We start from the raw sequence: 24,484 nt of genomic DNA on the forward strand, positions 1-24,484 counted from the left end.
GGGTGGATATGCCGTGACAGGGGTGGTTGTCGGTGCCTGGCTCTAGGCTGGCCGGGTGTCCAGAACGCCGGGGAGAGCGCAGGCCAAGGGGGCTGACGGGGTGCTGAAGGGCGGCGATTCCGCTGTGGGCGAACAACCCCGGCCGCGCCCGAGGATTGCCGCGAATGGCTCCCTCGAAGAGGCGCACGGCTCGACCGGAGAGCCGGGGAAGCCGCTCCGGAAGTCGGCCAGGAGGTCCGCAGTGTCATCGTCCACGCCCGCCGAGCCCGCGAGATCCGCGAAATCCGCGAAGCCTGCCAAAACGACCAAGGGGGCCAAAGGAGCCAAGGTGGCCAAGGCGCCGAAGCCGGAGTCGCATCTCGCGATGGTCCGCCGGGCGCGCCGGATCAACCGCGAGCTCGCCGAGGTCTATCCGTACGCCCACCCCGAGCTGGACTTCCGTAACCCCTTCGAACTCCTCGTGGCCACGGTCCTCTCCGCCCAGACCACCGACCTGAGGGTCAACCAGACCACCCCCGCGCTCTTCGCCGCCTACCCCACCCCCGAGGACATGGCGGCGGCCGTGCCGGAGGAGATGGAGGAGATCATCCGGCCGACCGGGTTCTTCCGGGCCAAGACCAAGTCGCTGATAGGGCTCTCGGTCGCCCTGCGGGACGAGTTCGGCGGCGAGGTACCGGGACGTCTGGAGGACCTCGTGAAGCTGCCCGGGGTCGGCCGCAAGACCGCCAACGTCGTCCTGGGCAACGCGTTCGGGGTTCCCGGCATCACCGTCGACACGCACTTCGGGCGGCTGGTGCGGCGCTGGAAGTGGACGGACGAGGAGGACCCGGTGAAGGTCGAGGCGGTGGTGGCCGGGATCTTCCCGAAGAGCGAGTGGACGATGCTCTCGCACCGCGTGGTGTTCCACGGCCGCCGGATCTGCCACGCCCGCAAGCCCGCCTGCGGGGCCTGCCCGATCGCCCCGCTCTGTCCTTCGTACGGGGAGGGCGAGACCGACCCGGAGAAGGCCAGGAAGCTCCTGAAGTACGAGATGGGCGGCTATCCGGGCCAGCGGCTCAGCCCGCCCGCCGACTACCCGGGCAAGCCCGCGCCCGCGCTGGGGGCCGGGTGAGGGCAGCTCCCGGTACGGAACGGCCCGGCACGACCGAGCCGGTACGGCCGGTGGAGCGGCCGGAAGCGGAACGGCCGGGAACGGACCCGTCAGGAACGAATTGGCCGACGACAGGCGTTGTGAAACGACGGGGGTGCCCATGACGCACGCGCACACACACGGCTCGACGCACACGCACGCCGGGAACGACCCCGCCGAGGGGCCGTCGCACAGCGGCGGCGATGGCGGCCGCGCTCCCGACCCGGCCGTCGCCGTCACCACCGACGGCCTGCCCGACTGGCTCGACCCGGTCGCCCGCGCCGCGCGCAGCGTCCAGCCGCAGCAGCTCAGCCGCTTCCTGCCGCCCGAGAGCGGGGCGGGCCGGCAGTCGGCCGTCCTCGTCCTGTTCGGCGAGGGGGAGCGAGGGCCCGAGCTGCTGCTGATGGAGCGCGCCGGAACGCTGCGGTCCCACGCCGGGCAGCCGTCCTTCCCCGGCGGAGCACTGGACCCCGAGGACGGCGACCAGGCCACCACCGGGCCGCTGCGCGCGGCGCTGCGCGAGGCCGAGGAGGAGACCGGCCTCGACCCCAAGGGCGTACAGCTCTTCGGCGTGCTGCCCCGGCTCTACATCCCGGTCAGCAGCTTCGTCGTGACGCCCGTGCTCGGCTGGTGGCGCGCGCCCAGTCCGGTCGGGGTGGTCGATCCGGGCGAGACGGCCCGGGTCTTCACGGTTCCCGTGGCGGATCTCACGGATCCCGCCAACCGGGCCACGGCCGTCCACCCGAGCGGGCACGCCGGCCCGGCATTCCTGGTCGAATCGGCTCTGGTCTGGGGCTTCACGGCCGGAGTGATCGACCGGATTGTGCACTACGCGGGATGGGAACGCCCCTGGGACAGGGCCAGACAGGTGCCGCTCGACTGGCGCGCATGACACGCTGGCTCTCCTGCTGCGCTGCTCCGGGTCCGGCCCGGACCCCGTCACCACCGACGGGCCAGGTGACGAAACTGCGAGGCTATAGACGGTGAACGTGCTCGACATCCTGCTGCTGCTCGCCGCCGTCTGGTTCGCGGTCATCGGCTACCGCCAGGGTTTCGTCGTCGGCATCCTGTCGGTGATCGGCTTCCTCGGGGGCGGGCTCGTCGCCGTCTACCTGCTGCCGGTCATCTGGAACCGGGTGACCGAGGACGCCGAGGTCACCACCGCGGTCGCCATCGGCGCGGTCGTCATCGTGATCATCTGCGCCTCGATCGGCCAGGCCTTCACCACCCACCTGGGCAACAAACTCCGCCGGTACATCACGTGGTCGCCCGCGCGCGCCCTGGACGCCACCGGCGGCGCCCTGGTCAATGTGGTGGCCATGCTGCTGGTGGCCTGGATGATCGGCCTGCTGCTGGCCGGCACCTCGCTGCCGACGCTCGGCAAGGAGGTCCGCAACTCCTCGGTCCTGCTCGGCGTCGACCGGGTGATGCCCGAGCAGGCGCCCAGCTGGTTCCAGGACTTCTCCTCCGTCCTCGCGCAGAACGGCTTCCCGCAGGTCTTCAGCCCGTTCGCCAACGAACCGATCACCGAGGTCAAGGCGCCGGACCCGGCCCTGGTGGGCAGCCCGGTCGCCGCCCGCGCCAAGAAGTCGATCGTCAAGGTCGTGGGAACGGCCCCGAGCTGCGGCAAGGTCCTCGAAGGGACCGGCTTCGTCTTCGCCGAGCGCCGGGTGATGACCAACGCCCATGTGGTCGGCGGCGTGGACGAGCCCACCGTCCAGATCGGCGGCGAGGGCCGGCTGTACGACGCGAAGGTCGTCCTCTACGACTGGCAGCGCGACATCGCGGTCCTGGACGTCCCCGACCTCCGGGCCACGCCGCTGCGGTTCACCGGCCCGGACGACGACGCGCGGACCGGCGACAGCGCGATCGTCGCGGGCTTCCCCGAGAACGGCGCGTACGACGTGCGCTCGGCCCGCGTCCGCGCCCGGATCAACCCCGACGGCCCGGACATCTACCACCGGGGCACGGTGCGCCGCGATGTGTACTCGCTCTACGCGACGGTCCGTCAGGGCAACTCCGGCGGCCCGCTGCTCACTCCGGACGGAAAGGTGTACGGAGTGGTGTTCGCCAAGTCGCTCGACGACCCGGACACCGGCTACGCGCTGACGGCCGACGAGATCCGCGAGGACATCGAGATCGGCCGCACGGCCAACCAGCAGGTCGACAGCCAGGGCTGCGCCCTCTGACGGGCTCTCCAGCGGGCCTTCCGGCGCGCCCTCCAGGTGCCTTCAGGGGCCTTCAGGGGGAGCGAAAGGGGCGGTCAGGGGTCAGTTACGGGGATGGCGGAGCCGCGCCGAGACCCAGCGGGCCCGACGGCGGAGGATGCGCGGAATCCCGAGACGGGATCGGTGAAGGTCATGCACTTCGTGCACCCGGCCGCGAGGGCCGCCCCCCTCATGAGTGCTCACACCGGTTGTGGCGGTGGAGCGGCGGTTGCGTGCTTCGTCAGTGAAGTCGTGCGTCCAGCCCATACCCCGACGTCTGCCCGTGACCCATGGTCGGTAACCGTCGGCGAGTCAGCCAATTGGCCTATGCGGCAGGCAATTGGCTGTCCGTCGGACAGCTGTGCGCGAACGGGTGACCGGCCTACCGGTCGGGCTCGGGGTCCTTGAGCCAGTTGATGAGTTCGGTGGAGAAGCCGATCGGATCCTCCTCGTGCGGGAAGTGCCCGACACCGTCGAAAAGCCGCCACCGGTAGGGCGCCTCGACGTACTCGCCGGACCCGGCCGAACTCCGCGTACGGACCGCCGGATCGAGCGAACCGTGCAGGTGCAGCGTGGGCACCCGGACCGGACGCTTCATCCGCCGGTTGAACTGGATCCCGTCCGGACGCGCCATCGAGCGGACCATCCAGCGGTACGGCTCGATCGAGCAGTGGGCGGTGGAGGGGATGCTCATGGCCCGGCGGTAGACGTCCAGGGTCTTCTCGTCGGGGAACTCCGGGGTGCGCGGGCCCGCCCAGTCCTGGATGAGGCTCCCCACCAGGGCGGCGTCGTCCGCGAGGAGCTGCCGCTCCGGCAGCCACGGCCGCTGGAAACCCCAGACGTACGAACCGGCCCGCGACTGGGCGAAGTCGGACAGCATCGATGAGCGCCAGCGGCGCGGGTGCGGCATGGAGGAGACGGCGAGCCGGCGGACCAGCTTGGGCCGCATCACGGCGGCCGTCCAGGCGAGGTAGCCGCCGAGGTCGTGGCCGACCAGGGCCGCGTCGGGCTCGCCGAGGGAGCGGATCACGCCGGTGACGTCGAGGGCCAGGTTGGCGGGGTCGTAACCGCGCGGGGTGCGGTCGCTGCCGCCCACCCCGCGCAGGTCCATCGCGACCGCCCGGAAACCGGCCTCGGCGAGCGCGGGCAGCTGGTGACGCCAGGTCCACCAGAACTGCGGGAAGCCGTGCAGCAGGAGCACCAGCGGCCCCTCGCCCATCTCCGCGATGTGGAAGCGCGCGCCGTTGGCCGCCACGTCGCGGTGGGTCCAGGGGCCGTCGAGGCGCACCGGGCCTCCGGCCGCGGCCCGGCCCGAGGGGCCCGTGGCCGGGTCGGACGGGGCAGCCGGGCCCTCCGGGTCCGCGGGACCCGTCGGGCCGAGTGCGCTGGAATCGGGAACGGTCATGTGGACGAGCGTGCCACAGCGGTGGCCTTGTCCTGGCCGGAGCCGCCTTCGACGCTCTTCTTCGCCAGCGAACTGCCGGAGACGGCGGACCGCTCGATGATCGCGGCGGCCTCGATCGACGGGCGCGGATGCGGCTTGGCCTTCTGCAGGACGGCGGCGGTCTGCTTGGCGGAGGCGATGGACTTCTCCGGCGGCTTGATCTTCTTGAACTTCCGCAGACCGATGAACGCGATCAGGATGGCCAGGAAGAAGTACGCGCCGGCCACGATCAGGAAGCACCACGCCAGGCCCAGGCCCGATGTGTGGATCCAGTACGCGGCCGCGAAGCTCAGCATCGGCATCATGAACAGCAGCAGCACGCCCGCGGCGATGAACGCCGCACTGCCGATCGCCCCGCGCTTGACGTCCTGCCGCACCTCCGCCTTGGCCAGGGCGATCTCGTCGTGCACCAGTGCGGACATCTCGGCCGTCGCCGAGGCGACCAGCTGCCCGATGCTGCGGTCCGCACTGCCCACGTAGTTGCCGGGGTCGCTCATCCCTGACTCCCTCTCCGTCTTCGACACATCCGATGTCAGATCATGCCGGACTGTTCGGCTTGTTGCGCGCTGCCCCCGCCCGCTCTTCGGCGAGACGGCGGTGTTCGGCCGCCTTGAGCTCGTGGATGGCGGCCATCCGCAGGTGATACTCCGGATCATCCTGCTCGTAGACGTCGGGTACCCCGGATCCGTCCTCGTCCAGCTCCTCGGCCTCGTACAGCTCCTTGTACTTGCGTACCCGGAGTTTGAGCAGGACGCAGGCAAACAGGGCAGCCGTCAGTGAGCCGAGCAGTACGGCGGCCTTGATCTCGTTGATCATTTCCGGATCGCCCTCGAAGGCGAGCTCGCCGATGAGCAGGGAGACGGTGAACCCGATACCGGCGAGCGAGGCGAGTGCCAGGACATCGGCCCAGGCCAGATCCTTGTTCAGCTCCGCCTTCGTGAAGCGGGCGGCGAGGTAGGTGCCGCCGAAGATACCGACGGTCTTGCCGACGACGAGGCCGAGGACGACGCCGAGCGTCTCGGGCCGGGTGAAGACGCCGGCCAGTGCCTCGCCGTTCAGTGCGACCCCTGCCGAGAACAGGGCGAACAGCGGGACGGCGACGCCGGCCGAGATCGGGCGGACCAGGTGTTCGATGTGCTCGCCGGGGGAGTGCTTCTCGCCCTCGCGACGGGTGCAGCGGAGCATCAGACCCATCGCGACACCGGCGATGGTGGCGTGGATACCGCTGTTGTACATCAGGCCCCAGATGACCAGGGCGAGCGGGATGTAGACGTACCAGCCCCGGATGTCGAAGCGGAGGAGGAGGTAGAAGATGGCCAGGCCGAGGACCGCCCCGCCGAGCGCCAGGAAGTTCAGGTCCGAGGTGAAGAACACCGCGATGATCAGGATCGCGAAGAGGTCGTCGACGACGGCCAGGGTGAGCAGGAAAGCCCGTAGCGCGGAGGGCAGCGAGGTGCCGATCACCGCGAGGACGGCGAGGGCGAAGGCGATGTCGGTGGCCGTCGGGACCGCCCAGCCGTCCGTCGAGCCGCCGCCGACGACCGTGGTGAGGAAGTAGACGAGGGCGGGCACGGCCATGCCGCACAGGGCCGCCACCACCGGGAGAGCCGCGGCCTTCGGATCGCGGAGTTCGCCCGCGACCAGTTCGCGCTTGAGTTCGACACCGGCGACGAAGAAGAAGACGGCGAGCAGCCCGTCGGCCGCCCAGTGCGCCACGGAGAGGTCCAGGCCGAGGGCGCCGGGGCCGAAGTGGAAGTGGCTGACCCTCTCGTACGAGCCGCCGAAGGTGTTGGCCCAGACGAGCGCGGCGACCGCCGCCACCAGCAGGAGCACACCGCCGACCGTCTCGGTACGGAGCGCCTCCGCCACGTAGTTCCGCTCGGGGAGGGAGAGCCGGTCGAGCAGTGGGCGGCGGGGCGGTGCGGGGGCGGGCGCGTTGGGCGGTGCCACGAGAGAGACCTCCAGGTCGGGCGGCGTGCGGGCGTGACTGGTCGATGTGCCGACCAGACTTCCCGGCGCCCCTGTGGAGATGTTCTCTGGAGTTGTGGGTGAAGCGCCCACTCTACCGGGGCCGTACGAGGCGACGCCCGGGCCGTACGAGGCGATGCCCGGGCCGTACGAGGCGATGCCCCGGCCGTACGCCCGATGGGCACCCGGCGCGTTGCCGGATGCCCATCGGAGCCGTATCCATGCGTCTGTGTTCTGATCTGCCCTGTGCTGTCAGACCTAGGCAGCTGTCAGCCCTCGGCAGCTTTCAGTCCTCGGTGACGGTCAGTCCTCGTCGGACGAGGAGGCCGGCAGCTGCGTGGTGATCAGGTCCATCACCGAGGAGTCGGTCAGCGTCGTGACGTCGCCCAGCTCGCGGTTCTCGGCGACATCGCGCAGCAGCCGGCGCATGATCTTGCCGGAGCGGGTCTTCGGCAGCTCGGCGACCGGCAGTACCCGCTTGGGCTTGGCGATCGGGCCGAGCGTCGCGCCGACGTGGTTGCGCAGCTCCGCGACCAGTTCGTCGGAGGCGGTCGCCGTACCGCGCAGGATCACGAACGCCACGATGGCCTGGCCGGTCGTCTCGTCGGCCGCGCCGACCACGGCGGCCTCGGCGACCGACGGGTGGGAGACGAGGGCGGACTCGACCTCGGTGGTCGAGATGTTGTGCCCGGAGACGAGCATGACGTCGTCGACCCGGCCGAGCAGCCAGATGTCGCCGTCCTCGTCCTTCTTGGCGCCGTCGCCCGCGAAGTACTTGCCCTCGAAGCGCGACCAGTAGGTGTCGATGAAGCGCTGGTCGTCGCCCCAGATGGTGCGGAGCATGGACGGCCACGGCTCGGTGAGGACGAGGTAGCCGCCCCCGCCGTCCGGCACCTCGTTGGCGTCGTCGTCCACGACGGTGGCGGAGATGCCCGGCAGTGCGCGCTGGGCGCTTCCGGGCTTCGTCTCCGTCACACCGGGCAACGGCGAGATCATCATCGCGCCGGTCTCGGTCTGCCACCAGGTGTCCACGATCGGGCACGTGTCGGCGCCGATGTTCTTCCGGTACCACATCCACGCCTCGGGGTTGATCGGCTCACCGACCGAACCGAGGACCCGGAGGCTGCTCAGGTCGAACTTCGCGGGGATGTCGTCGCCCCACTTCATGAACGTACGGATCGCCGTCGGCGCGGTGTAGAGGATCGTGACGCCGTACTTCTGCACGATCTCCCAGAACCGGCCCTGGTGCGGGGTGTCGGGCGTGCCCTCGTACATGACCTGCGTCGCGCCGTTGGCCAGCGGCCCGTAGACGATGTACGAGTGCCCGGTCACCCAGCCGATGTCGGCGGTGCACCAGTAGACGTCGGTCTCCGGCTTGAGGTCGAAGACCGCGTGGTGCGTGTACGAGGCCTGGGTGAGGTAGCCGCCGGAGGTGTGCAGGATGCCCTTCGGCTTACCCGTAGTGCCCGAGGTGTAGAGGATGAAGAGCGGCTGCTCCGCCTCGAAGGCCTCGGGGGTGTGCTCGGCGGACTGGCGGGCGGTGATCTCGTGCCACCAGACGTCGCGGCCCTCGGTCCACGCGGTGTCCTGACCGGTGCGGCGGACGACGAGGACGTGCTCGACGTTCTCGAAGCGGGAGACGGCATCGTCGACGGCGGGCTTGAGCGCGGACGGCTTGCCGCGGCGGTAGCCGCCGTCGGCCGTGATGACGACCTTGGCGTCCGCGTCCTTGATCCGGGCGGCGATGGCGTCGGCCGAGAAGCCGCCGAAGACCACGGAGTGCGCGGCGCCGATCCGGGCGCAGGCCAGCATCGCGATGGCGGCCTCGGGGATCATCGGCAGGTAGACGGCGACCCGGTCGCCCTTGCCGACGCCCAGCTCGGTCAGCGCGTTGGCCGCCCGGGAGACCTCGTCCTTCAGCTCCGCGTAGGTGATGGCCCGGCTGTCGCCCGGCTCGCCCTCGAAGTGGATGGCGACCCGGTCGCCGTTGCCCGCCTCGACGTGACGGTCCACGCAGTTGTACGCGACGTTCAGCTTGCCGTCCGCGAACCACTTCGCGAAGGGCGGGTTGCTCCAGTCGAGGGTCTCGGTCGGCTCGGTGGCCCACGTCAGGCGGCGGGCCTGCTCGGCCCAGAAGCCCAGCCGGTCCGCCGCGGCCTGCTCGTACGCCTCTGCGGTGACGTTGGCGTTGGCGGCCAGCTCGGCAGGCGGAGCGAATTTCCGCTCTTCCCGAAGCAGGTTGGCCAGGCTCTCGTTGCTCACGACTTCTCCCAGTCCCAGGGTGTCCGTTGTGTCCCGGGGCATAGCTCATCAGGCGCGAGGCCGGGTGACAAGTGTCTGCCGGGAATTGGTTTAGACCTGTGTCTTCGTGTATGGAGCCATGATCCCGTTCCGCGGTCGAGAGCCGCCGTACGACGCGTGGCGCACGGCAGTTGCGTCCCCGCGAGGTGTGCCGGGGCGCGATGCGGAACGGGGTCATCTCGTTGCACGGGCCCGGGGCTCGCCCGGTTCAGGCCGGAGCCGTTCGGGTCGTTCGGGCTAGTTGATAACTCTTATCGGTGAATAAGAAGCTTTTCATTCGGTATGTCGCCCTTTCCTGTGCGGGACCGCGTGCGAATTTGGCCGCGCCGTGTCGGCACTTCAACGCAAATAACCTGCAAGGAAGAGGGTGGGCGGATGATGGCCGCCACGAAGAGGATCGCCTTGGGCGTCATGACCACGGCCTTGGTCGCCGTGCTCGCGGGCTGTTCCGGAGCAGGCTCCGGCTCCGGGGGGCAGGGAGCCGACGCGGAGAAGGGCGCCCACGGCGCCAAGGAGAACCCCCCGGCCGCCGCCCCGAAGAACGCGGTCAAGCTCATCGGGGACGGATCCACCGCCTTCACCGGGGTCCAGCCGAAGATGCCGGCCGCCAAGCGCCTCGCGCCCGGCGAGAAGCCGCCGCAGTTCGTGGTGTTCTCCTGGGACGGCGCCGGAGAGGACAGCCAGAAGCTCTTCTCGCACTTCCGCGGTGTGGCCAAGAAGTACAACGCCAACATGACGTACTTCCTCAGCGGCGTGTACCTGTTGCCGGAGGACAAGAAGGACCTCTACAACCCGCCCCAGCACGCGCCGGGCCGTTCCGACATCGGCTTCAACGACACCGAGGGCATCCGCGACACCCTCGCCGAGGTGCGTGCCGCCTGGCAGGACGGCAACGAGATCGGCACCCACTTCAACGGCCACTTCTGCGGCGCGGACGGCGGCGTCGGGACCTGGTCCGTCGATGAGTGGAAGAGCGAGATCAGCCAGGCGAAAGCTTTCGTCAAGAGCTGGAAGACCAACACGCCGGAGCTGAAGGGCGAGGCCCCGCTGCCCTTCGACTACGACAAGGAACTGGTCGGCGGCCGCACTCCCTGTCTCGAAGGCCAGAAGAACATGGTCGCCGCCGCCCGGACCATGGGCTTCCGCTACGACTCCAGCGGCGTCGGCAACCAGGTCTGGCCCCAGAAGAAGGACGGGGTCTGGGACATTCCGCTCCAGCTCGTCCCGATGCCCGGCCGCGCCTTCGAGACGCTCTCGATGGACTACAACTTCATGGTCAACCAGTCCGGCACGGCCACCCAGGGCGACCCGTCCCAGCACGAGTACTGGGGCAACCAGATGCGGGACGGGCTGCTTCAGGCCTTCGACCGCTCGTACAACGGCAACCGGGCGCCGCTGATCATCGGCAACCACTTCGAGTCCTGGAACGGCGGCACCTACATGCGCGCCATCGAGGAGACCATCGCGAAGGTGTGCCCCCAGGAGGGCGTGCGCTGCGTGTCGTTCCGGCAGCTCGCCGACTGGCTGGACGCCCAGGACCCGAAGACGCTGGCCAAGCTGACCACGCTCGGCGTCGGCGAGGCGCCCAAGACGGGCTGGTCCTCCTACCTCGGCACCCAGGCAGCCGCCGCCCCGCCCGCGGGCAAGGGCGCGGACAAGGGCACGGACTAGGGCCGGGACGCGAGCTCGGAGAAGGGCACGGACCAGAGCACGGGCCAGGGCGCGCCGCAGGTTCGGATCCGGCAGGAGCCGCCGGCCTGAACAACGGCCGAATCACGCCCCTCGTTCGCCGGCCACTCTCCTCAGTGGCCGGCGAACGCGCCGCACCGAGCACCACATACCAGGCACCACGCACCAGGCTCCAGGCACTGAGCGTGGAGGCCGGTTGTGCGGCAGCCGGGCACGGCGAGGCTGCTGAGCGCGGGGTCGGTGAACGAGGGGCGGGTAGACGAGGGGCGGCAAACGCGGGTCGGGAAACGAGGGGCGGTGATCCGGGTGGTCCCCACGTGATGTGTCAGGCGGGTGCCGTGACTCCCGCTCCCGCGTATCGCTCGTCGAGCACGAAGGCCGGGTCGACCTGGGCCGCCAGGTCGGCGCCGGTCTTCTCGTTGCCCCAGCTCTCGGCGTTCTTCAGGTGGAAGTGCACCATCTGGCGCGTGTACCGCTCCCAGTCGCGCAGCCCGTACGAGTCCTCGGCGGCGTCCTGCAGCGCCTGCAGGGCCATCCGGTTGTCGGCCTCCAGCAGCTCGAACCTGGACGGCCGGCCCTTCTCCATCGACCGGACCCAGTCGGAGTGGCCGACCCCGATCAGCAGGTCGTCGCCGACCTCCGCACGCAGGAACTCCAGGTCGTCCGGGCCCTGCACCTTGTTCCCGACGACCCTCAGGGCGACGCCGAAGTCGCGCGCGTACTCCTTGTACTGGCGGTACACCGACACCCCCTTACGGGTCGGCTCCGCGACCAGGAACGTCATGTCGAAGCGCGTGAACATGCCCGACGCGAACGAGTCCGAGCCCGCCGTCATATCGACCACGACGTAGTCGTCGGGACCGTCGACCAGGTGGTTGAGGCAGAGCTCCACGGCCCCGACCTTGGAGTGGTAGCAGGCCACACCGAGATCGGACTCGGTGAAGGGGCCCGTCGCCATCAGCCGGACGTCCCCGTCGTCGAGCCGCACCGTACGCGCACAGGCCTCGAAGATCGGGTTGTTCTCGTGGACCCGCAGCAGCCGGGAGCCCTCGCCGGGCGGAGTCGTCTTGATCATCGTCTCGGCGGAAGCGATACGGGGGTTGGAGCCCCGCAGATAGTCCTTGATGAGCGGGAGGTGCGCGCCCATGGCGGGCAGCGCGGCGGCCTCCGCCTCGTCCAAGCCGAGAGCGGCTCCCAGATGCTGGTTGATATCGGCGTCCACGGCGATGACGTGGGCTTCGTTGGCGGCGAGGTGGCGGATGAAGAGCGAGGACAGCGTGGTCTTTCCGCTGCCGCCCTTCCCGACGAAAGCGATCTTCATGTTCACCTAGGGTAGCGGCTTCATTGCGGTGTGCTGTCATCGTTCGTGAAGAAGGCCACTTGAGGGTGGTCCGGGTGGGGTGGGCGCGTAGCCTCGCTACTTATGAGTACGACTGCCTCAGACCCGCTTGCCGCGCTCGGTTCCCTGCCCGGCGTGCCCGATGCCGTGGACTCCGTACGCAAGGCCGTCGACCGGGTCTACGGTCACCGCGTCATGCGACGTCGCAGCAACGAGGTCACGGCCGAGGCCGCACTGCGGGGTTCCCGTGGTTCGGCCGCACTGGCCGGTGCCGACTGGAACCTCGAAGAGGTGCGTCGGCGCACCGACTTCAGTGGCGAGGACGAGGCGCGCGTGGTCGGTGCCGCACTGCGCCTCACCGCGGAGGCGGGGCAACTCCTTTCCATCTGGCGGCAGTCGCCGCTGCGGGTGCTGGCTCGGTTGCATCTGGTGGCGGCCGGCGGGGCCGCTCCCGACGACACGGTGGGGCGTCCGCGCCTGGCGGGTGAATCCGTCGACGAGCCGCTGATCGAGGCGCCGCTGCCCGGGGCCGATGAGGTCGCCGGACGACTCGAAGGGCTCTCGCAACTGATCATCGCGGGCGGCAGCGCCCCCGCCCTGGTCACGGCGGCCGTGGTGCACGGCGAACTGCTGGCGCTGCGCCCCTTCGGTTCGCACAACGGTCTGGTGGCCCGGACCGCCGAGCGCATCGTGCTGATCGGCAGCGGACTGGATCCGAAGTCGATCTGCCCGGCCGAGGTGGGTCACGCGGAACAGGGCCGGGCGGCCTATGTCGCGGCGTTCGAGGGCTACACAGCCGGAACCCCGGAGGGCATGGCCGCCTGGATCGCCCACTGCGGGCGTTCGGTCGAGCTGGGTGTACGTGAATCGACCGCGGTGTGCGAGGCGCTTCAGCGCGGCGCGGCCTGAGGGCGCGGCGCGGCACGGCACGGGGCGCGAGCGGGGCGAGAGGGCGCGAGCGGGGCGAGAGGGCGCGAGCGGGCGTCGTGGTGGGAAAGTCGATTCCTGGGTGGCCCGCGTGGCCGACGGGCGAAAGCCCGGAGCAAGGGTTGCGGCGGTATCGGGGTGCGATACCGCCGCTGGCACGTCCGCCCAGTTACCAAGCGTCCTCGTAAATTGCCCATCAGGTCGGGTACTTTGCCCGTCACCTGGTGCGGCTGGCCCGTAATCGACGGGTCGACGTCGCGTGGGTGCTCGACTTTCGTGCGCGGTCCGTGGGGCCGTACTGCGTTACAGGTCATCCTCACGGATGTCCTTGGTCTCGCGGGCCGTTAACCCCTTTGTACTCCAGGTCCAGGGGAAGGGAAAGCCCTGGCCTCGCTTCTTTACTTTTAGGTTCAATCAGGCATGAATCGGGCACCCGGCGCGAGTGTCCGGTACAGGCACCTGGTGCGGGCGCCTGAACGAGGTGCCTGAACGAGGTGCCTGAACCTGTCCAGGTGACTGGTCGAGGTGATCGGTTGAGGCAATCCGGGGAGGGGATGGGGCCGGTCTACGGGTTCACGGGATCGGCCGAGGGGGTCGGTCGAGGTCGCCCGCGGTGGAGCGTCCTGCTCCACCGCGCTTTGCCTCGACCCGCCCTGCCCCGGCCCACCCCGATCTGTTTCACCCCGGCCTGTTTCACCCCGGCAGGGTGGCGCCGGCGGTGGTGCGCCGACGGCTGGCGTACCAGACCAGCCCCGCGGTGACGGCTGCCGCGCCGACCGCGGCAGCCGCCACGAGGGCGGGGCGGGGCGGCATCGAGAAGGCGGGCAGGCGCTGCTTGAGTCGGACCGGGCGGTTGAAGACGAGAATCGGCCACTCGCGAAGGGTCGCTTCGCGGCGCAGCGCACGGTCGGGGTTGACCGCGTGCGGGTGGCCGACCGACTCCAGCATCGGTACATCGGTCGCCGAATCGCTGTAGGCGTAGCAGCGCGAAAGGTCGTACCCCTCCGAGATTGCGAGCGCCTTCACGGCCTCGGCCTTGGTCGGTCCGTAGGCGTAGTACTCGACCTCGCCCGTGAAGCAGCCGTCGTCGCCGACGACCATGCGCGTGGCGACGACGCGGTCGGCTCCCAGCAACTCGCCGATGGGTTCGACGACTTCGGCGCCCGAGGTCGAAACGATGACCACGTCGCGACCTGCTGTGTGGTGTTCTTCGATGAGGGTGGCGGCCTCGTCGTAGATGATCGGGTCGATCAGGTCATGCAGGGTCTCGGCGACGATCTCCTTGACCTGCTGGACGTTCCACCCCTTGCAGAGGGCGGAGAGATATTCACGCATCCGCTCCATCTGGTCGTGATCGGCGCCGCCGGCGAGGAACACGAACTGTGCGTACGCAGTGCGCAGTACAGCGCGGCGGTTGATCAGTCCGCCTTGGTAGAAGGACTTGCTGAAGGTCAGCGTCGAAGACTTCGCAATGACCGTCTTGTCCAGGTCAAAGAAGGCTGCTGTGCGCGGCGAGAAGCAGTTTTCCACAACGCTGAGCATAGGGGCCCACCATTCGGCGTAAACTCCGGCGCGTGGGTTTGCCTGAGAAGGCCCTCGGGTACACCATGGAGGTCACGGATCGTTCGCGACCGTGCTAACCCGGTCCGACTCCTCCCCCCCCGAGTCGGCCGTGGGGACGACCCCCGCTCTCCCCCCCGGCGGGGGTCGTCGCATGTCCGGACGCGTTTTAGGGGTGGAAATCACCTGAGTCTCCTGTCTGGCCGTCGCCGGCCCGATCGTGCGAGCCGGGTGTCGTGCGACTCGTCTCGTCACATTGTGTAGCCATGGGGCTGCACTCCGGAAGTCGCTGGTTTGGGTTACGAAGTTATTCACAACCCCGGGGTTGTCCACAGTTCTCCATCAAGATCCACATGTTTTTCCGTGGTGCTGCACGTTGATTCCACCCGCGAAGTCCGCGGGTGCCGGAATCGCGCATCTCGGAAACACTCCGAGAACGCCGCGAACCGCACTGAAGGGGCAGTGAGAAGGGGGCGGAGATCGTGGCTGGATCCCTCGCAGGAGAAGGAGCGGCGGTCGCCGAGGGGCGGCGCGGAGGCCCGCTGATCGTGACGGAGGACGTGGAACTGCTCGACGATCTGCTGCGGCTGTGCGCGGCGGCCGGAGCCGAGCCGGAGGTTCATCACGGGCCGCCCGGGCGTCGTGGTGGCTGGGAGCGAGCTCCGATGGTGCTGGTGGGAGACGACGCCGCCGCGCGGTGTCGGGGCGTCGGCCGCAGGAAGGGGGTGATGCTGGTCGGTCGGGACCAGGACGACCCTGACGTGTGGCGCCGGGCGGTGGAGATCGGGGCCGAATATGTGCTGCGACTGCCCGATTCCGAGGGCTGGCTCGTCGATCAGATCGCCAACGCCGCCGAAGGTGTGGGGCGGCCAGCGCTCACCGTCGGCGTGATGGGCGGGCGGGGCGGCTCCGGCGCATCGACGCTGGCCTGTGCCCTTGCCGTGAGTGCGGCGAGGTCCGGTCGGCGGACGATGCTGATCGACGCCGACCCCTTGGGCGGTGGGATCGACGTCCTGCTCGGCGGTGAACGGGCCGAAGGCATGCGGTGGCCGGATTTCGCGCAGTCGAAAGGGCGACTCGGCGGCGGAGCCCTTGAGGATTCGCTGCCCGCGCTCCACGGGCTGCGGGTGCTGAGCTGGGGGCGGGACGACGAGGTGGTGATCCCGCCGCAGGCGATGCGCGCCGTGCTCGCCGCCGCGCGCCGACTCGGCGGAGTGGTGGTCGTGGACCTCCCGCGCCGGGTCGACGAGGGGGTCGCGGAAGCCTTGGCACAACTCGACCTCGGCCTGCTCGTGGTGCCCGGTGAACTGCGCGCGGTCGCGGCGGCCAAGCGCGTCGCGTCCACGGCCGGAATGGTTCTGGGCGACCTGCGGGTGGTGCCCCGGGGCCCGTATGCGTCAGGTCTGGACGGGCGGTGGGTGGCCCAGGCCATCGGCCTCCCACTCGTTGGTGAACTCCCTTGGGAATCAGGCCTTCTGGTCTCCCAGGACGACGGCACTCCGCCCGGCAGCAGTGCCCGGGGACCGCTGGCCCGGTTCTGTTCGGCCTTCTGGGAACAGGTGGCGGTGGCCGGCGGAACGAGCCCCTTGGCCGGCCCGCCCGGGGGAGGAGCGGCATGACGGACGAGCTGCTCGACGCCGTACGCCAGCGGCTGGCACGCAGTGGCGCTGCTCCCACTCCGGCCGGAGTGGCCGCCGCTCTACGGGCCCAGGGGCGGCTGCTGGGGGACGCCGAGGTGCTCGGAGCAGCGGCAGAGCTGCGAGGCGAACTCGTCGGCACGGGAGTGCTGGAGCCGTTGCTCGCGGATCCGGAGGTGACCGATGTGCTGGTGTCCGCACCGGACCGGGTGTGGGTGGACCGGGGCGGTGGCCTCCAGCTGACGGGCGTTACCTTCTCGGACGCGGCGGCGATCCGGCGGCTGGCCCAGCGTCTCGCCGCGGTGGCCGGCAGAAGGCTGGACGACGCACGGCCGTGGGTGGACGCCCGACTGCCCGACGGTACCCGGATGCACGCCGTGCTGCCCCCGGTGGCGGTCGGCTCGACCTGTCTCTCCCTGCGTGTGGTGCGGCCACGGGCCTTCTCGCTGACGGAGTTGGTGGACGCGGGCACGGTGCCGCCCGGCGGTGACCGGATCCTGCGGGCCCTCGTGGAAGCGCGGATCTCCTACGTGATCAGTGGCGGCACGGGAGCGGGCAAGACGACCCTCCTCGCCAGCTTGCTGGGCGCGGTCGGCGCGAACGAGCGGATCGTGCTCGCCGAGGACTCCGCCGAGCTGCGACCGGACCACCCACATGTGGTCCGCCTGGAGTCCCGTCCGGCCAATCAGGAGGGCGCGGGCCGGGTGACGTTGCGAGATCTGGTGCGGCAGGCGCTGCGCATGCGGCCCGACCGGCTGGTGGTCGGAGAGGTGCGAGGCGCCGAAGTCACCGAGTTGCTGGCCGCGTTGAACACCGGTCACGAAGGAGGGTGCGGCACCGTCCACGCGAACGCCGCCGAGCATGTCCCCGCCCGACTGGAGGCGCTGGGTACCGCGGCCGGTCTTGACCGGGTCGCCCTGCACAGCCAGTTGGCGGCCGCGCTCTCGGTGGTCGTGCATCTCGTGCGGGACCGCGCGGGACAACGGCGGGTCGCCGAGGTGCATGTCCTGGAGCGGGACGTGGCAGGTCTGGTCATCACGGTTCCGGCCCTGAGCTGGGGCGTTGGTGGATTCGTGCCGGAGCGCGGCTGGGAACGGTTGCGGTCGCTGATCGGAGGCGCCCTGTGACGGCGGGAACGTCCGCGTACGCGGCCCACGCGGTGGCCCTCTGCGCGGGTTCGGCGGTGTGGCTCGCCATGGTGCGGGATCCAGGGGTGAGGCGGGCGAGGGTGCTGTTCGTGGACGCCCGGCCCGAGTCACGCCGGACGTGGGGGTGGGGCCGGTGGCCAGGGCTGCGGAAGGCCCTGGGGCGCGTGACGGAGTCGGCCCGGGGGCGTCGCGAGTGGTGGTGCGTACCGGCCGCGGTGCTGCTCGCGGTGGTGGGCGGCTCGGTGCTGCCGCTGATCGCGGGAGCCGTGGCGGTCCCGGTGATACGCCGTTGGCTGCGGAGGCGGGCCGGGGCACGGGAGGCGGAGAAGGCGGCGGCCACGGTGGCAGCGTTGTGCGGGGCCGTGGTCGGGGAGCTGCGGGCCGGCCGTGAGCCGGGGCAGGCACTGCTCTTCGCACTGAATGAGGGCCCGTCGGAGGACAGCCCATCGGCGGTGGCTTCCGACGGCCGGCTGGGAGAGGCGGAGGCAGCGGTGCTGGCGGCGGCGCGGTTCGGCGGCGACGTGCCGGCAGCGCTCCGCCAGGCGGCGGCGGGCCCGGGTCTCGCGGGCCTGTCCGGGATGGCCGCGTGCTGGCGGGTGGCCGTGGACGGCGGGGCCGGGCTGGCGACCGGGCTGGAGCGCCTGGAGGCCGCGTTGCGCGAGGACCGACGCAGACGGGAGGAGTTGCGCGCCCAGCTTGCGGGTGCGTGGTCGACGGTCGTGGTCCTGGCCCTGCTCCCGGTCGCGGGTCTGGGGCTGGGAGCGGCCCTCGGAGCCGACCCCCTGCGCGTACTGCTGCACACCCCGGGCGGTCTGGTCTGTCTGGCAGCGGGGGCGTTCCTGGAGACGGCCGGTCTGTTCTGGGCCTGCCGGATCGTGCGGGGAGGGGAGGCGGCGTGAATGCGGCGGACGGAGAAGTTCTCCACAGCCTGGGGATGTCGGTATCCGTACTGGGCCTGGTGGTGCAGCTGGCGGCCGTGACCGTCGCCAGGTACCGGAGGCGAGCGGTTCGCGAGCGGGGCGCGCTGCTGGTGGGCACGGTCGCGGTGGCACGGCCCGGCGGGTGGAGTCGGATGACCGGGCTATTCCGGTCGAGCGGTGGTTCGGGTCTCTCCGAGGCCGCTCGGCCGTGGGCGGCCCCGGCCGGGGTCTGGCTCACGGGATGGATTCTGATCGGCGGCGTGTTCGGCTGCGCCGTCGGTTCGGCCGCTGCGTACGGGACATGGCGGTGGCAGCGGACCCGGCCCCGGCCTGTTCCCGGCAGTGCCCATCCGGAGCGGGCCGTGATCGCCGGGCAGCTTCCGCTGGCCGCGGATCTGCTCGCGGCCTGTATCGCGGTCGGGGCAGGGCCCCGGGAAGCGGCCGAGGAGGTGGGCGAATCCATCGGCGGCCCGGTCGGCGACCGGCTCGCCCGAACTGCCGCCGAGATCCGCCTCGGCGGCGAACCGGCCGAGGCGTGGGGCCGGTTTGCGGAGATACCGGGCGCAGCCCCGCTGGCCCGCTGCCTGCACCGGGCCGGTTCGACAGGGGCCCCGGCCGCGGAGCCGGTCGCCAGGCTGGCCGAGGCGATGCGCGCCGAGCGAGCCGGTGCGGCGGTGACGCGGGCGCAACGGGCCGGGGTGCTGATCACCGCGCCGGTCGGCCTCTGCTTCCTCCCCGCCTTCCTGGCGGTCGGGGTGGCGCCGGTGATCATCGGCCTGGCCGGTGAACTGCTCGCAACCGGCCGTCCGGGCCGGTGAGGCGGCGCGCGACGCGCGGTCGGCAGTGACCCGCTGATCATTCGTTCTCGCTCTCTCACTCACGGGTGTTCCGTTCGGGCGCCCGCTCGTCATCGATGCTCATCGGGGGATGAAATGGAAAAGAAGCTCTGGGGCCGGACCGTCGGCGCACTGCGCGGGGGCCGGCTGTCCACAAGGGTGTTGGGCCTGCCGACGACGTGGTCCGCACGGTGGGCGGGGCGGCTCGGCCGGTCCGATCGAGGAATGACCACATCCGAGTACGCGGTGGGCACCATCGCGGCATGTGCCTTCGCGGCGGTGCTCTACAAGGTCGTGAACAGCGGGCCGGTGCTGTCGGCGCTGCAGTCACTGGTCGAGGACGCGCTCGATGCGAAGTTCTGATACCCCGTCGGTGCTGAGCCCGCGGAGGGGGCCTATGGCCTCGAACGGCGGCCTTCCCCGGGGTCGGCACCGGGGAAGGCACCGGGGCCGGACCGCGAGCGGTTACGGATGTGGCGACCGGGGCGCGGTGACCGCGGAGGCCGCCGTGGTGATCCCGGTGCTGGTGGCCTTCGTCATGGCGCTGCTGTGGGCGCTGATGGCGGTCTCGGACCAGATCCGTTGCGTGGACGCGGCACGTGCGGGGGCACGGGCCGCGGCTCGCTCGGAGCCGGAGGCGGCGGTGCTGGAAGCCACGCGTGAAGCGGCGCCCCATGGCGCCCGGGTCGAGATCGGCCGGGCGGGAGACCTGTGGCGAGTCCGGGTGGAGTCGCCGACCCCGGGGCCGGGCGTGCTGGCCCTGACGCTCAGCGCCGAAGCGGCTGCCCTGGCGGAGGACACCGTGGGGGAAGCGACGGGGCGGAGGGCGGGGGAAGAGGTTCCGGAAATGGTGGGAGGTGCCGGGTCATGAGGGAGCGCGGGGGCGAGGGCCCGGGGCCGGAAGGGGGTCGTCATCGGGACGTGCACGGACGCTGGGGCTGGGGCTGGGGCTGGAGCTGGAGCTGGGGCTGGGGCTGGAGGCAGGGCGCGGGCAAGGGCAAGGGCGTTGGTGTGGGCCGGGCCTTAGGCAGGGGCGTGGGCCGAGGCAGGAGCCGAGGCGCGGAGTGGATCGTGGGCCGGGCCTTGGTGCGGGGTGCGGATCGGGGCGTGGCCACGGTGTGGGTGGCTGTCACCGCGGCTGTTCTGTGCACCGTGTTCGCCGTGGTGCTCGCGCTGGGGCAGGCCGTGGCTGCCCGTCACCGGGCTGGCGGAGCCGCGGATCTGGCGGCCCTCGCGGCAGCGGACCGGGCGCTGGAAGGGGCGTCGGCGGCGTGCGAGGCGGCGCGGCGGGTGGCCCTGGCGCAGGGCGCCGTGCTCGTTCGCTGCGCGGTGCACGGGGAGATCGCCGATGTGACCGCCCGTTCGAGGTTCGGGCCCTACGAACCAGCCGTCAGATCTCGGGCAGGGCCCCCGGACCGTGCCCCGCGCCACGGTGTCCGGTGAGGCCGACGGGGCCGCCCGCACGGGTGGGACCAATGCCTGCCTGACAGCGACTCCTAACGCTTCGTTCCTTCCGGCTCCGGGGGTGCGGCCCTGAGGAGTTCGGTGAGCAGCCGTACGGCTCCGCGTTTGTGCAGGGGCTCGTTGCCGTTGCCGCACTTGGGGGACTGGATGCAGGAGGGGCAGCCCGCCTCGCACTCGCAGGACGCGATGGCCTCCCGGGTCGCCGTCAGCCACGTACGGGCGGTGTGAAAGGCCCGCTCGGCGAATCCGGCGCCTCCTGGGTGGCCGTCGTACACGAAGACCGTCGGCAGCAGGGTGTCCGGGTGCAGCGGTACGGACACGCCGCCGATGTCCCAGCGATCACAGGTGGCGAAGAGGGGGAGGAGTCCGATCGAGGCGTGTTCGGCGGCGTGGAGCGCGCCGCCGAGGATCTCCGGGTTGATCCGGGCAGCGTCGAGCTGGTCCTCGGTGACCGTCCACCAGACGGCTCGGGTGCGCAGGGTGCGGGGCGGCAGGTCGAGCTTCGTCTCGCCCAGGACCTCCCCGGTGATCAGTTTCCGGCGGAGGAAGGACACGACCTGGTTGGTGACCTCGACGGAGCCGTAGCAGAGCCGTCCCTGGCCCCAGGGGATCTCGGTGTCGGTCTCCAGGACGGTGATGGCCGTGGTGTCGCGGGCGACCGTCGAGTACGGCGGTTCGGCCTGCTCGACCAGGGCCACGGAGTCCTCCAGGTCCAGTTTCCGGACCAGGTGGGTGCGGCCCTGGTGGAGATGGACGGCGCCCTCGTGGACGGACGTGTGGGCGGCGGCCGCGTCGACGGTGCCCAGCAGGCGACCGGTGCCCTCCTCGACGATCTGGACGGGACGGCCGCCCCCGCCCCGGATGTCGGCGAGGTCGGCGGCCCGTTCGCGCCGGGTCCAGTGCCAGCCCGAGGCTCGCCTGCGCAGCAGTTTCGCCGCCTCCAGCTGCGGCAGCAGCTCGGGCACGGCAGGCCCGAAGAGTGCGATGTCGGGCTCGGTGAGGGGCAGCTCGGCGGCCGCGGCGCAGAGATGGGGGGTCAGGACGTAGGGGTTGTCCGGGTCCAGCACGGTCGACTCGACGGGTTGTCGGAACAGCGCCTCGGGGTGGTGCACCAGATAGGTGTCCAGTGGGTCGTCCCGGGCCACGAGAACGGCCAGGGCGCCCTGCCCCGAGCGGCCGGCGCGGCCCGCCTGCTGCCAGAGGGACGCCCGGGTGCCCGGGTAGCCGCAGATGACGACCGAGTCGAGGCCGGAGACGTCGATGCCGAGTTCCAGGGCGGTGGTGGCCGCCAGACCGAGCAGCTCGCCGGAGTGCAGCGCCCGCTCCAGAGCCCGGCGTTCCTCGGGAAGGTAGCCCCCGCGATAGGCGGCGACCCGCTTCGGCAGCGAGCGGTCGACCTCCGCGAGGCGTTCCTTGGCGATCACCGAGATCAGCTCCGCGCCGCGCCGGGAGCGTACGAAGGCGACCGAGCGGACGCCCTGCAGCGTCAGATCGGTGAGCAGGTCGGCGGTCTCGGCCGTCGCGGTCCGGCGCACGGGGGCGCCCTTCTCGCCGTGCAGATCGGTCAACGGTGGCTCCCACAGGGCGAAGACCAGCTCGCCGCGCGGGGATGCGTCGTCGGACACCTCCCGGACCGGCAGGCCCGTCAGACGCCCGGCTGCGACCGCGGGATCCGCGGCGGTGGCCGAGGCCAGCAGGAACACCGGATCGGCCCCGTAGCGGGCGCACAGGCGGCGCAGACGGCGTAGCACCTGGGCGACATGGGAGCCGAAGACGCCGCGGTAGGTGTGGCACTCGTCGATCACGACGAACCGCAGGGCGCGCAGGAAGGACGCCCAACGGGGATGGGAGGGCAGTATTCCGCGGTGCAGCATGTCGGGGTTGGTCAGGACGTAGTTCGCGTACTGCCGAACCCATTCGCGTTCCTCGACCGGGGTGTCGCCGTCGTAGACCGCGGGCCTGACGGCGTTGCCGAGCGGAGCCGCCAGCGCCTTCACCGAGCGCCGCTGGTCGGCTGCCAGGGCCTTGGTGGGGGCGAGGTAGAGGGCGGTGGCCCCGCGGCCGTTCGGGGCCTCGGAGCCGTCCAGCAGGGTGCTGAGGACCGGCGCGAGGTACGCGAGCGACTTTCCGGAGGCCGTGCCGGTGGCGATCACGACGGACTCGCCGTCCAGCGCGTGCTCGGCGGCGGCCGCCTGATGCGCCCACGGATGGTCGATCCCGGCTTTTTCGATCGCCGAGATCACTCCTGGCCGGATGCGATCCGGCCAGATGGCATGGGTTCCCGATCGCGGGGGCAAGTGCTCCGTATGAGTGATGCGCGCGGCCCGGCCCGCCCCTGTGGCGAGCCGGTCGAGGATCATGGCGGGAGAGGGGCGCGAGCCCCTGCTCTCGGGTGGTCGTCCGGGACGGTGATTCTTGGCCATCGGCACCGAGTGTGTCACTGGCGTGACGGACAATGGTCCCAAGGCGTCGTGCATGGCTGCTGGTAAGTGATTGAATGCCATCGCGGCTGGCGATCCGTCCCCTGGCCTCCGTCGGGGAGACCGAGGGGCGACCGCTCGATAGCAAGGTGCTGGAGGATCCGTGGACCTGTCCCTGTCGACTCGCAATGTGTCCGGCCCTGGTGGCGACCGTACGGTCGTCGAGGTCGGTGGCGAGATTGATGTGTATACCGCGCCCAAGCTGCGCGAGCAGTTGGTCGAGTTGGTGAATGACGGCAGCTACCACCTGGTTGTCGACATGGAAGGCGTCGACTTCCTCGACTCCACCGGCCTCGGCGTGCTCGTGGGCGGCTTGAAGCGTGTCCGGGCCCATGAGGGCTCGTTGCGCCTGGTCTGCAACCAGGAGCGCATTCTCAAGATCTTCCGGATCACAGGTCTGACCAAGGTGTTCCCGATTCACACCACGGTCGACGAGGCTGTCGCCGCCACCGACTGAGGTCGGAGCGGGCCGGCCCCCGGGCCGGTCGGCAGGCAGTGAACAGGCCGGCAGCGGCAGCGCATGGGCCGTGACGGGCAGGCGGTCGACCTCAGGGTCGGCTGTCGGCTTTGTCGGCTTCCGGAGGAGAAGAGCAGGGGTGCCGGGCGACACGCCCGGGGCCCCTGAGGCGTACGCCCGAACGTTCGAGGGGGATGGCATGGCCACCGTTGAACTCCGCTTCAGCGCCCAGCCTGAACATGTCAGGACGGCCCGCCTGGTGGCGGCCGCCGTGGCGCGCCGGGCCGGCGTGGACGAGGCGGTGCTCGACGAGGTCAGGCTCGCCGTCGGCGAGGCGTGCAGCCGCGCGGTCGGGCTGCACCGCAGTCACGGCATCACCGCGCCGGTCAGCGTGGCGTTGACCGAGGAGGAGAAGGCGTTCTCCATCGAGGTCGGGGACAGCGTGCCCGGCCCCGGCGCCGATTCCGCCGAGCCAGGGGCGCACAACGCCGCCGGTGGCTCTGGAGCCGGGATGGACCGGTCCGACTCCGAGTCGGACGGTGAGGGCGAGGACGAGATGGGCCTCGCGGTCATCAGCGGTCTCGTCGACGATGTGGAGGTCCGTTCCGGTGCGGGCGGCGGAGTGATCCGCATGAGCTGGCCGACGGCCCTCGCAGGGGTACGCCCCTGAGCCCCGTGTCTGGAGGCCGTGAGCCCCGCGCCCGAGGCACTGAGCCCCGCGCCCGAGGCACTGAGCCCCGCGCCCGAGGCACTGAGGCCCGTGCCTGGAGGCTGTGAGACCCGCCCGATGTCCTGAGAACCTGTGACCGGCGGTCGCGGGCTGGGCCGGAGGGCCCTGGCCATGTGCCCAGGCTGTCCTGGGGCCGGCCCGGCAGACGCTGAGCCCGCGCTTGTGAGGCCGGGGCTGAGTTTGTCCTCACGCATTGAGGCTGCGCCTGTCCTCGCGCGCCGATGTCGTGACCCGCGCCTGTGATTCCC

22 protein-coding genes are annotated in these 24,484 nt (G+C 71.0%); 14 read left to right on the plus strand and 8 right to left on the minus strand.

The genetic code is table 11. The annotated features are described in order from the left end of the window. Positions 1-364: 364 nt before the first annotated feature. The 3 genes from nth (at position 365) to KV381_RS20480 (ending at position 3,318) form a co-directional block, all read left to right on the plus strand. Entirely contained in the window at positions 365-1,111 is a 747-nt protein-coding gene (gene nth, locus KV381_RS20470) for an endonuclease III (protein WP_030634144.1), read from the plus strand. Between the two features lie 139 nt (positions 1,112-1,250). Further along, positions 1,251-2,021 carry a CoA pyrophosphatase gene (locus tag KV381_RS20475; protein WP_218785953.1) on the plus strand — a complete coding sequence of 257 codons (771 nt, stop codon included), beginning with the start codon at positions 1,251-1,253 and terminating at the stop codon, positions 2,019-2,021. Positions 2,022-2,112: 91 nt separating this feature from the next. Then, complete coding sequence (locus tag KV381_RS20480; RefSeq protein WP_030087029.1) at positions 2,113-3,318, plus strand: MarP family serine protease; 1,206 nt, start codon at positions 2,113-2,115, stop codon at positions 3,316-3,318. 81 nt (positions 3,319-3,399) lie between these two features. Here the strand turns inward: KV381_RS20480 and KV381_RS36600 are convergent, their stop codons facing one another. The 5 genes from KV381_RS36600 to acs form a co-directional block, all read right to left on the minus strand. Then, positions 3,400-3,603, minus strand: a complete 204-nt coding sequence (locus KV381_RS36600) for a hypothetical protein (RefSeq protein WP_078611269.1) — start codon at positions 3,601-3,603, stop codon at positions 3,400-3,402. Positions 3,604-3,718: 115 nt separating this feature from the next. Beyond that, a complete protein-coding gene (locus KV381_RS20485) occupies positions 3,719-4,741 on the minus strand; it encodes an alpha/beta fold hydrolase (RefSeq protein WP_218785954.1) in 1,023 nt (340 codons plus the stop codon). Next, a complete protein-coding gene (locus KV381_RS20490) occupies positions 4,738-5,277 on the minus strand; it encodes a phage holin family protein (protein ID WP_030087033.1) in 540 nt (179 codons plus the stop codon). Before KV381_RS20490 ends, KV381_RS20485 begins: the two co-directional genes overlap by 4 nt. Positions 5,278-5,317: 40 nt before the next feature. Then, positions 5,318-6,730 carry a Na+/H+ antiporter NhaA gene (gene nhaA / locus KV381_RS20495; protein WP_218785955.1) on the minus strand — a complete coding sequence of 471 codons (1,413 nt, stop codon included), beginning with the start codon at positions 6,728-6,730 and terminating at the stop codon, positions 5,318-5,320. 321 nt (positions 6,731-7,051) lie between these two features. Further along, positions 7,052-9,052: an acetate--CoA ligase gene (gene acs, locus KV381_RS20500; protein ID WP_030087037.1), complete on the minus strand. Its 2,001-nt coding sequence runs from the start codon at positions 9,050-9,052 to the stop codon at positions 7,052-7,054. Positions 9,053-9,424: 372 nt separating this feature from the next. Between acs and KV381_RS20505 the strand changes: the two genes are divergently transcribed. Then, positions 9,425-10,720, plus strand: a complete 1,296-nt coding sequence (locus tag KV381_RS20505; protein ID WP_218785956.1) for a hypothetical protein — start codon at positions 9,425-9,427, stop codon at positions 10,718-10,720. Between the two features lie 343 nt (positions 10,721-11,063). Here KV381_RS20505 and KV381_RS20510 read toward each other — a convergent pair whose 3' ends face one another. Beyond that, entirely contained in the window at positions 11,064-12,059 is a 996-nt protein-coding gene (locus tag KV381_RS20510; protein WP_218785957.1) for an ATP-binding protein, read from the minus strand. Positions 12,060-12,161: 102 nt separating this feature from the next. On the opposite strand from KV381_RS20510, the gene KV381_RS20515 reads away from it, so the two are divergent. Then, positions 12,162-12,986: a hypothetical protein gene (locus KV381_RS20515; RefSeq protein WP_030634153.1), complete on the plus strand. Its 825-nt coding sequence runs from the start codon at positions 12,162-12,164 to the stop codon at positions 12,984-12,986. A gap of 711 nt (positions 12,987-13,697) precedes the next feature. Here KV381_RS20515 and KV381_RS20520 read toward each other — a convergent pair. Then, positions 13,698-14,546 (minus strand): HAD family phosphatase, encoded by an 849-nt coding sequence (locus KV381_RS20520; protein WP_030634155.1) that lies wholly within the window; start codon positions 14,544-14,546, stop codon positions 13,698-13,700. A 500-nt stretch (positions 14,547-15,046) separates the two neighbouring features. Between KV381_RS20520 and ssd the strand changes: the two genes are divergently transcribed. The 7 genes from ssd to KV381_RS36605 all read left to right on the plus strand — a co-directional run bounded on the left by ssd (position 15,047) and on the right by KV381_RS36605 (position 20,548). After that, on the plus strand, positions 15,047-16,183 hold the full coding sequence (gene ssd, locus KV381_RS20525) for a septum site-determining protein Ssd (RefSeq protein WP_218785958.1): 1,137 nt from the start codon (positions 15,047-15,049) through the stop codon (positions 16,181-16,183). Next, entirely contained in the window at positions 16,180-17,328 is a 1,149-nt protein-coding gene (locus tag KV381_RS20530; RefSeq protein WP_103538211.1) for a TadA family conjugal transfer-associated ATPase, read from the plus strand. The genes ssd and KV381_RS20530 overlap by 4 nt, the downstream gene beginning before the upstream one ends. Next, a complete protein-coding gene (locus KV381_RS20535) occupies positions 17,325-18,248 on the plus strand; it encodes a type II secretion system F family protein (protein WP_218785959.1) in 924 nt (307 codons plus the stop codon). Before KV381_RS20530 ends, KV381_RS20535 begins: the two co-directional genes overlap by 4 nt. Before the next feature lie 35 nt (positions 18,249-18,283). After that, complete coding sequence (locus KV381_RS20540) at positions 18,284-19,087, plus strand: type II secretion system F family protein (protein WP_256995114.1); 804 nt, start codon at positions 18,284-18,286, stop codon at positions 19,085-19,087. Between the two features lie 114 nt (positions 19,088-19,201). Further along, the gene (locus KV381_RS20545) at positions 19,202-19,468 is read left to right on the plus strand and encodes a DUF4244 domain-containing protein (protein ID WP_218785961.1); all 267 of its coding nucleotides are present in this window, start codon (positions 19,202-19,204) and stop codon (positions 19,466-19,468) included. A gap of 127 nt (positions 19,469-19,595) precedes the next feature. Beyond that, a complete protein-coding gene (locus KV381_RS20550; RefSeq protein ID WP_373461066.1) occupies positions 19,596-19,976 on the plus strand; it encodes a TadE family type IV pilus minor pilin in 381 nt (126 codons plus the stop codon). Then, positions 19,973-20,548, plus strand: a complete 576-nt coding sequence (locus tag KV381_RS36605; protein WP_256995115.1) for an Rv3654c family TadE-like protein — start codon at positions 19,973-19,975, stop codon at positions 20,546-20,548. Before KV381_RS20550 ends, KV381_RS36605 begins: the two co-directional genes overlap by 4 nt. Before the next feature lie 53 nt (positions 20,549-20,601). Here KV381_RS36605 and KV381_RS20560 read toward each other — a convergent pair whose 3' ends face one another. Further along, positions 20,602-23,073 carry a DEAD/DEAH box helicase gene (locus KV381_RS20560; protein WP_218785963.1) on the minus strand — a complete coding sequence of 824 codons (2,472 nt, stop codon included), beginning with the start codon at positions 23,071-23,073 and terminating at the stop codon, positions 20,602-20,604. A 79-nt stretch (positions 23,074-23,152) separates the two neighbouring features. On the opposite strand from KV381_RS20560, the gene KV381_RS20565 reads away from it, so the two are divergent. Both KV381_RS20565 and KV381_RS20570 read left to right on the plus strand, forming a co-directional pair. After that, the gene (locus KV381_RS20565) at positions 23,153-23,506 is read left to right on the plus strand and encodes an STAS domain-containing protein (RefSeq protein ID WP_003967428.1); all 354 of its coding nucleotides are present in this window, start codon (positions 23,153-23,155) and stop codon (positions 23,504-23,506) included. A 199-nt stretch (positions 23,507-23,705) separates the two neighbouring features. Next, a complete protein-coding gene (locus tag KV381_RS20570) occupies positions 23,706-24,176 on the plus strand; it encodes an ATP-binding protein (RefSeq protein WP_218785964.1) in 471 nt (156 codons plus the stop codon). Positions 24,177-24,484 lie beyond the last annotated feature (308 nt).

The sequence above is a fragment of the Streptomyces sp. WY228 genome (genome assembly GCF_019287315.1).
Lineage (GTDB): Bacteria > Actinomycetota > Actinomycetes > Streptomycetales > Streptomycetaceae > Streptomyces > Streptomyces caviscabies.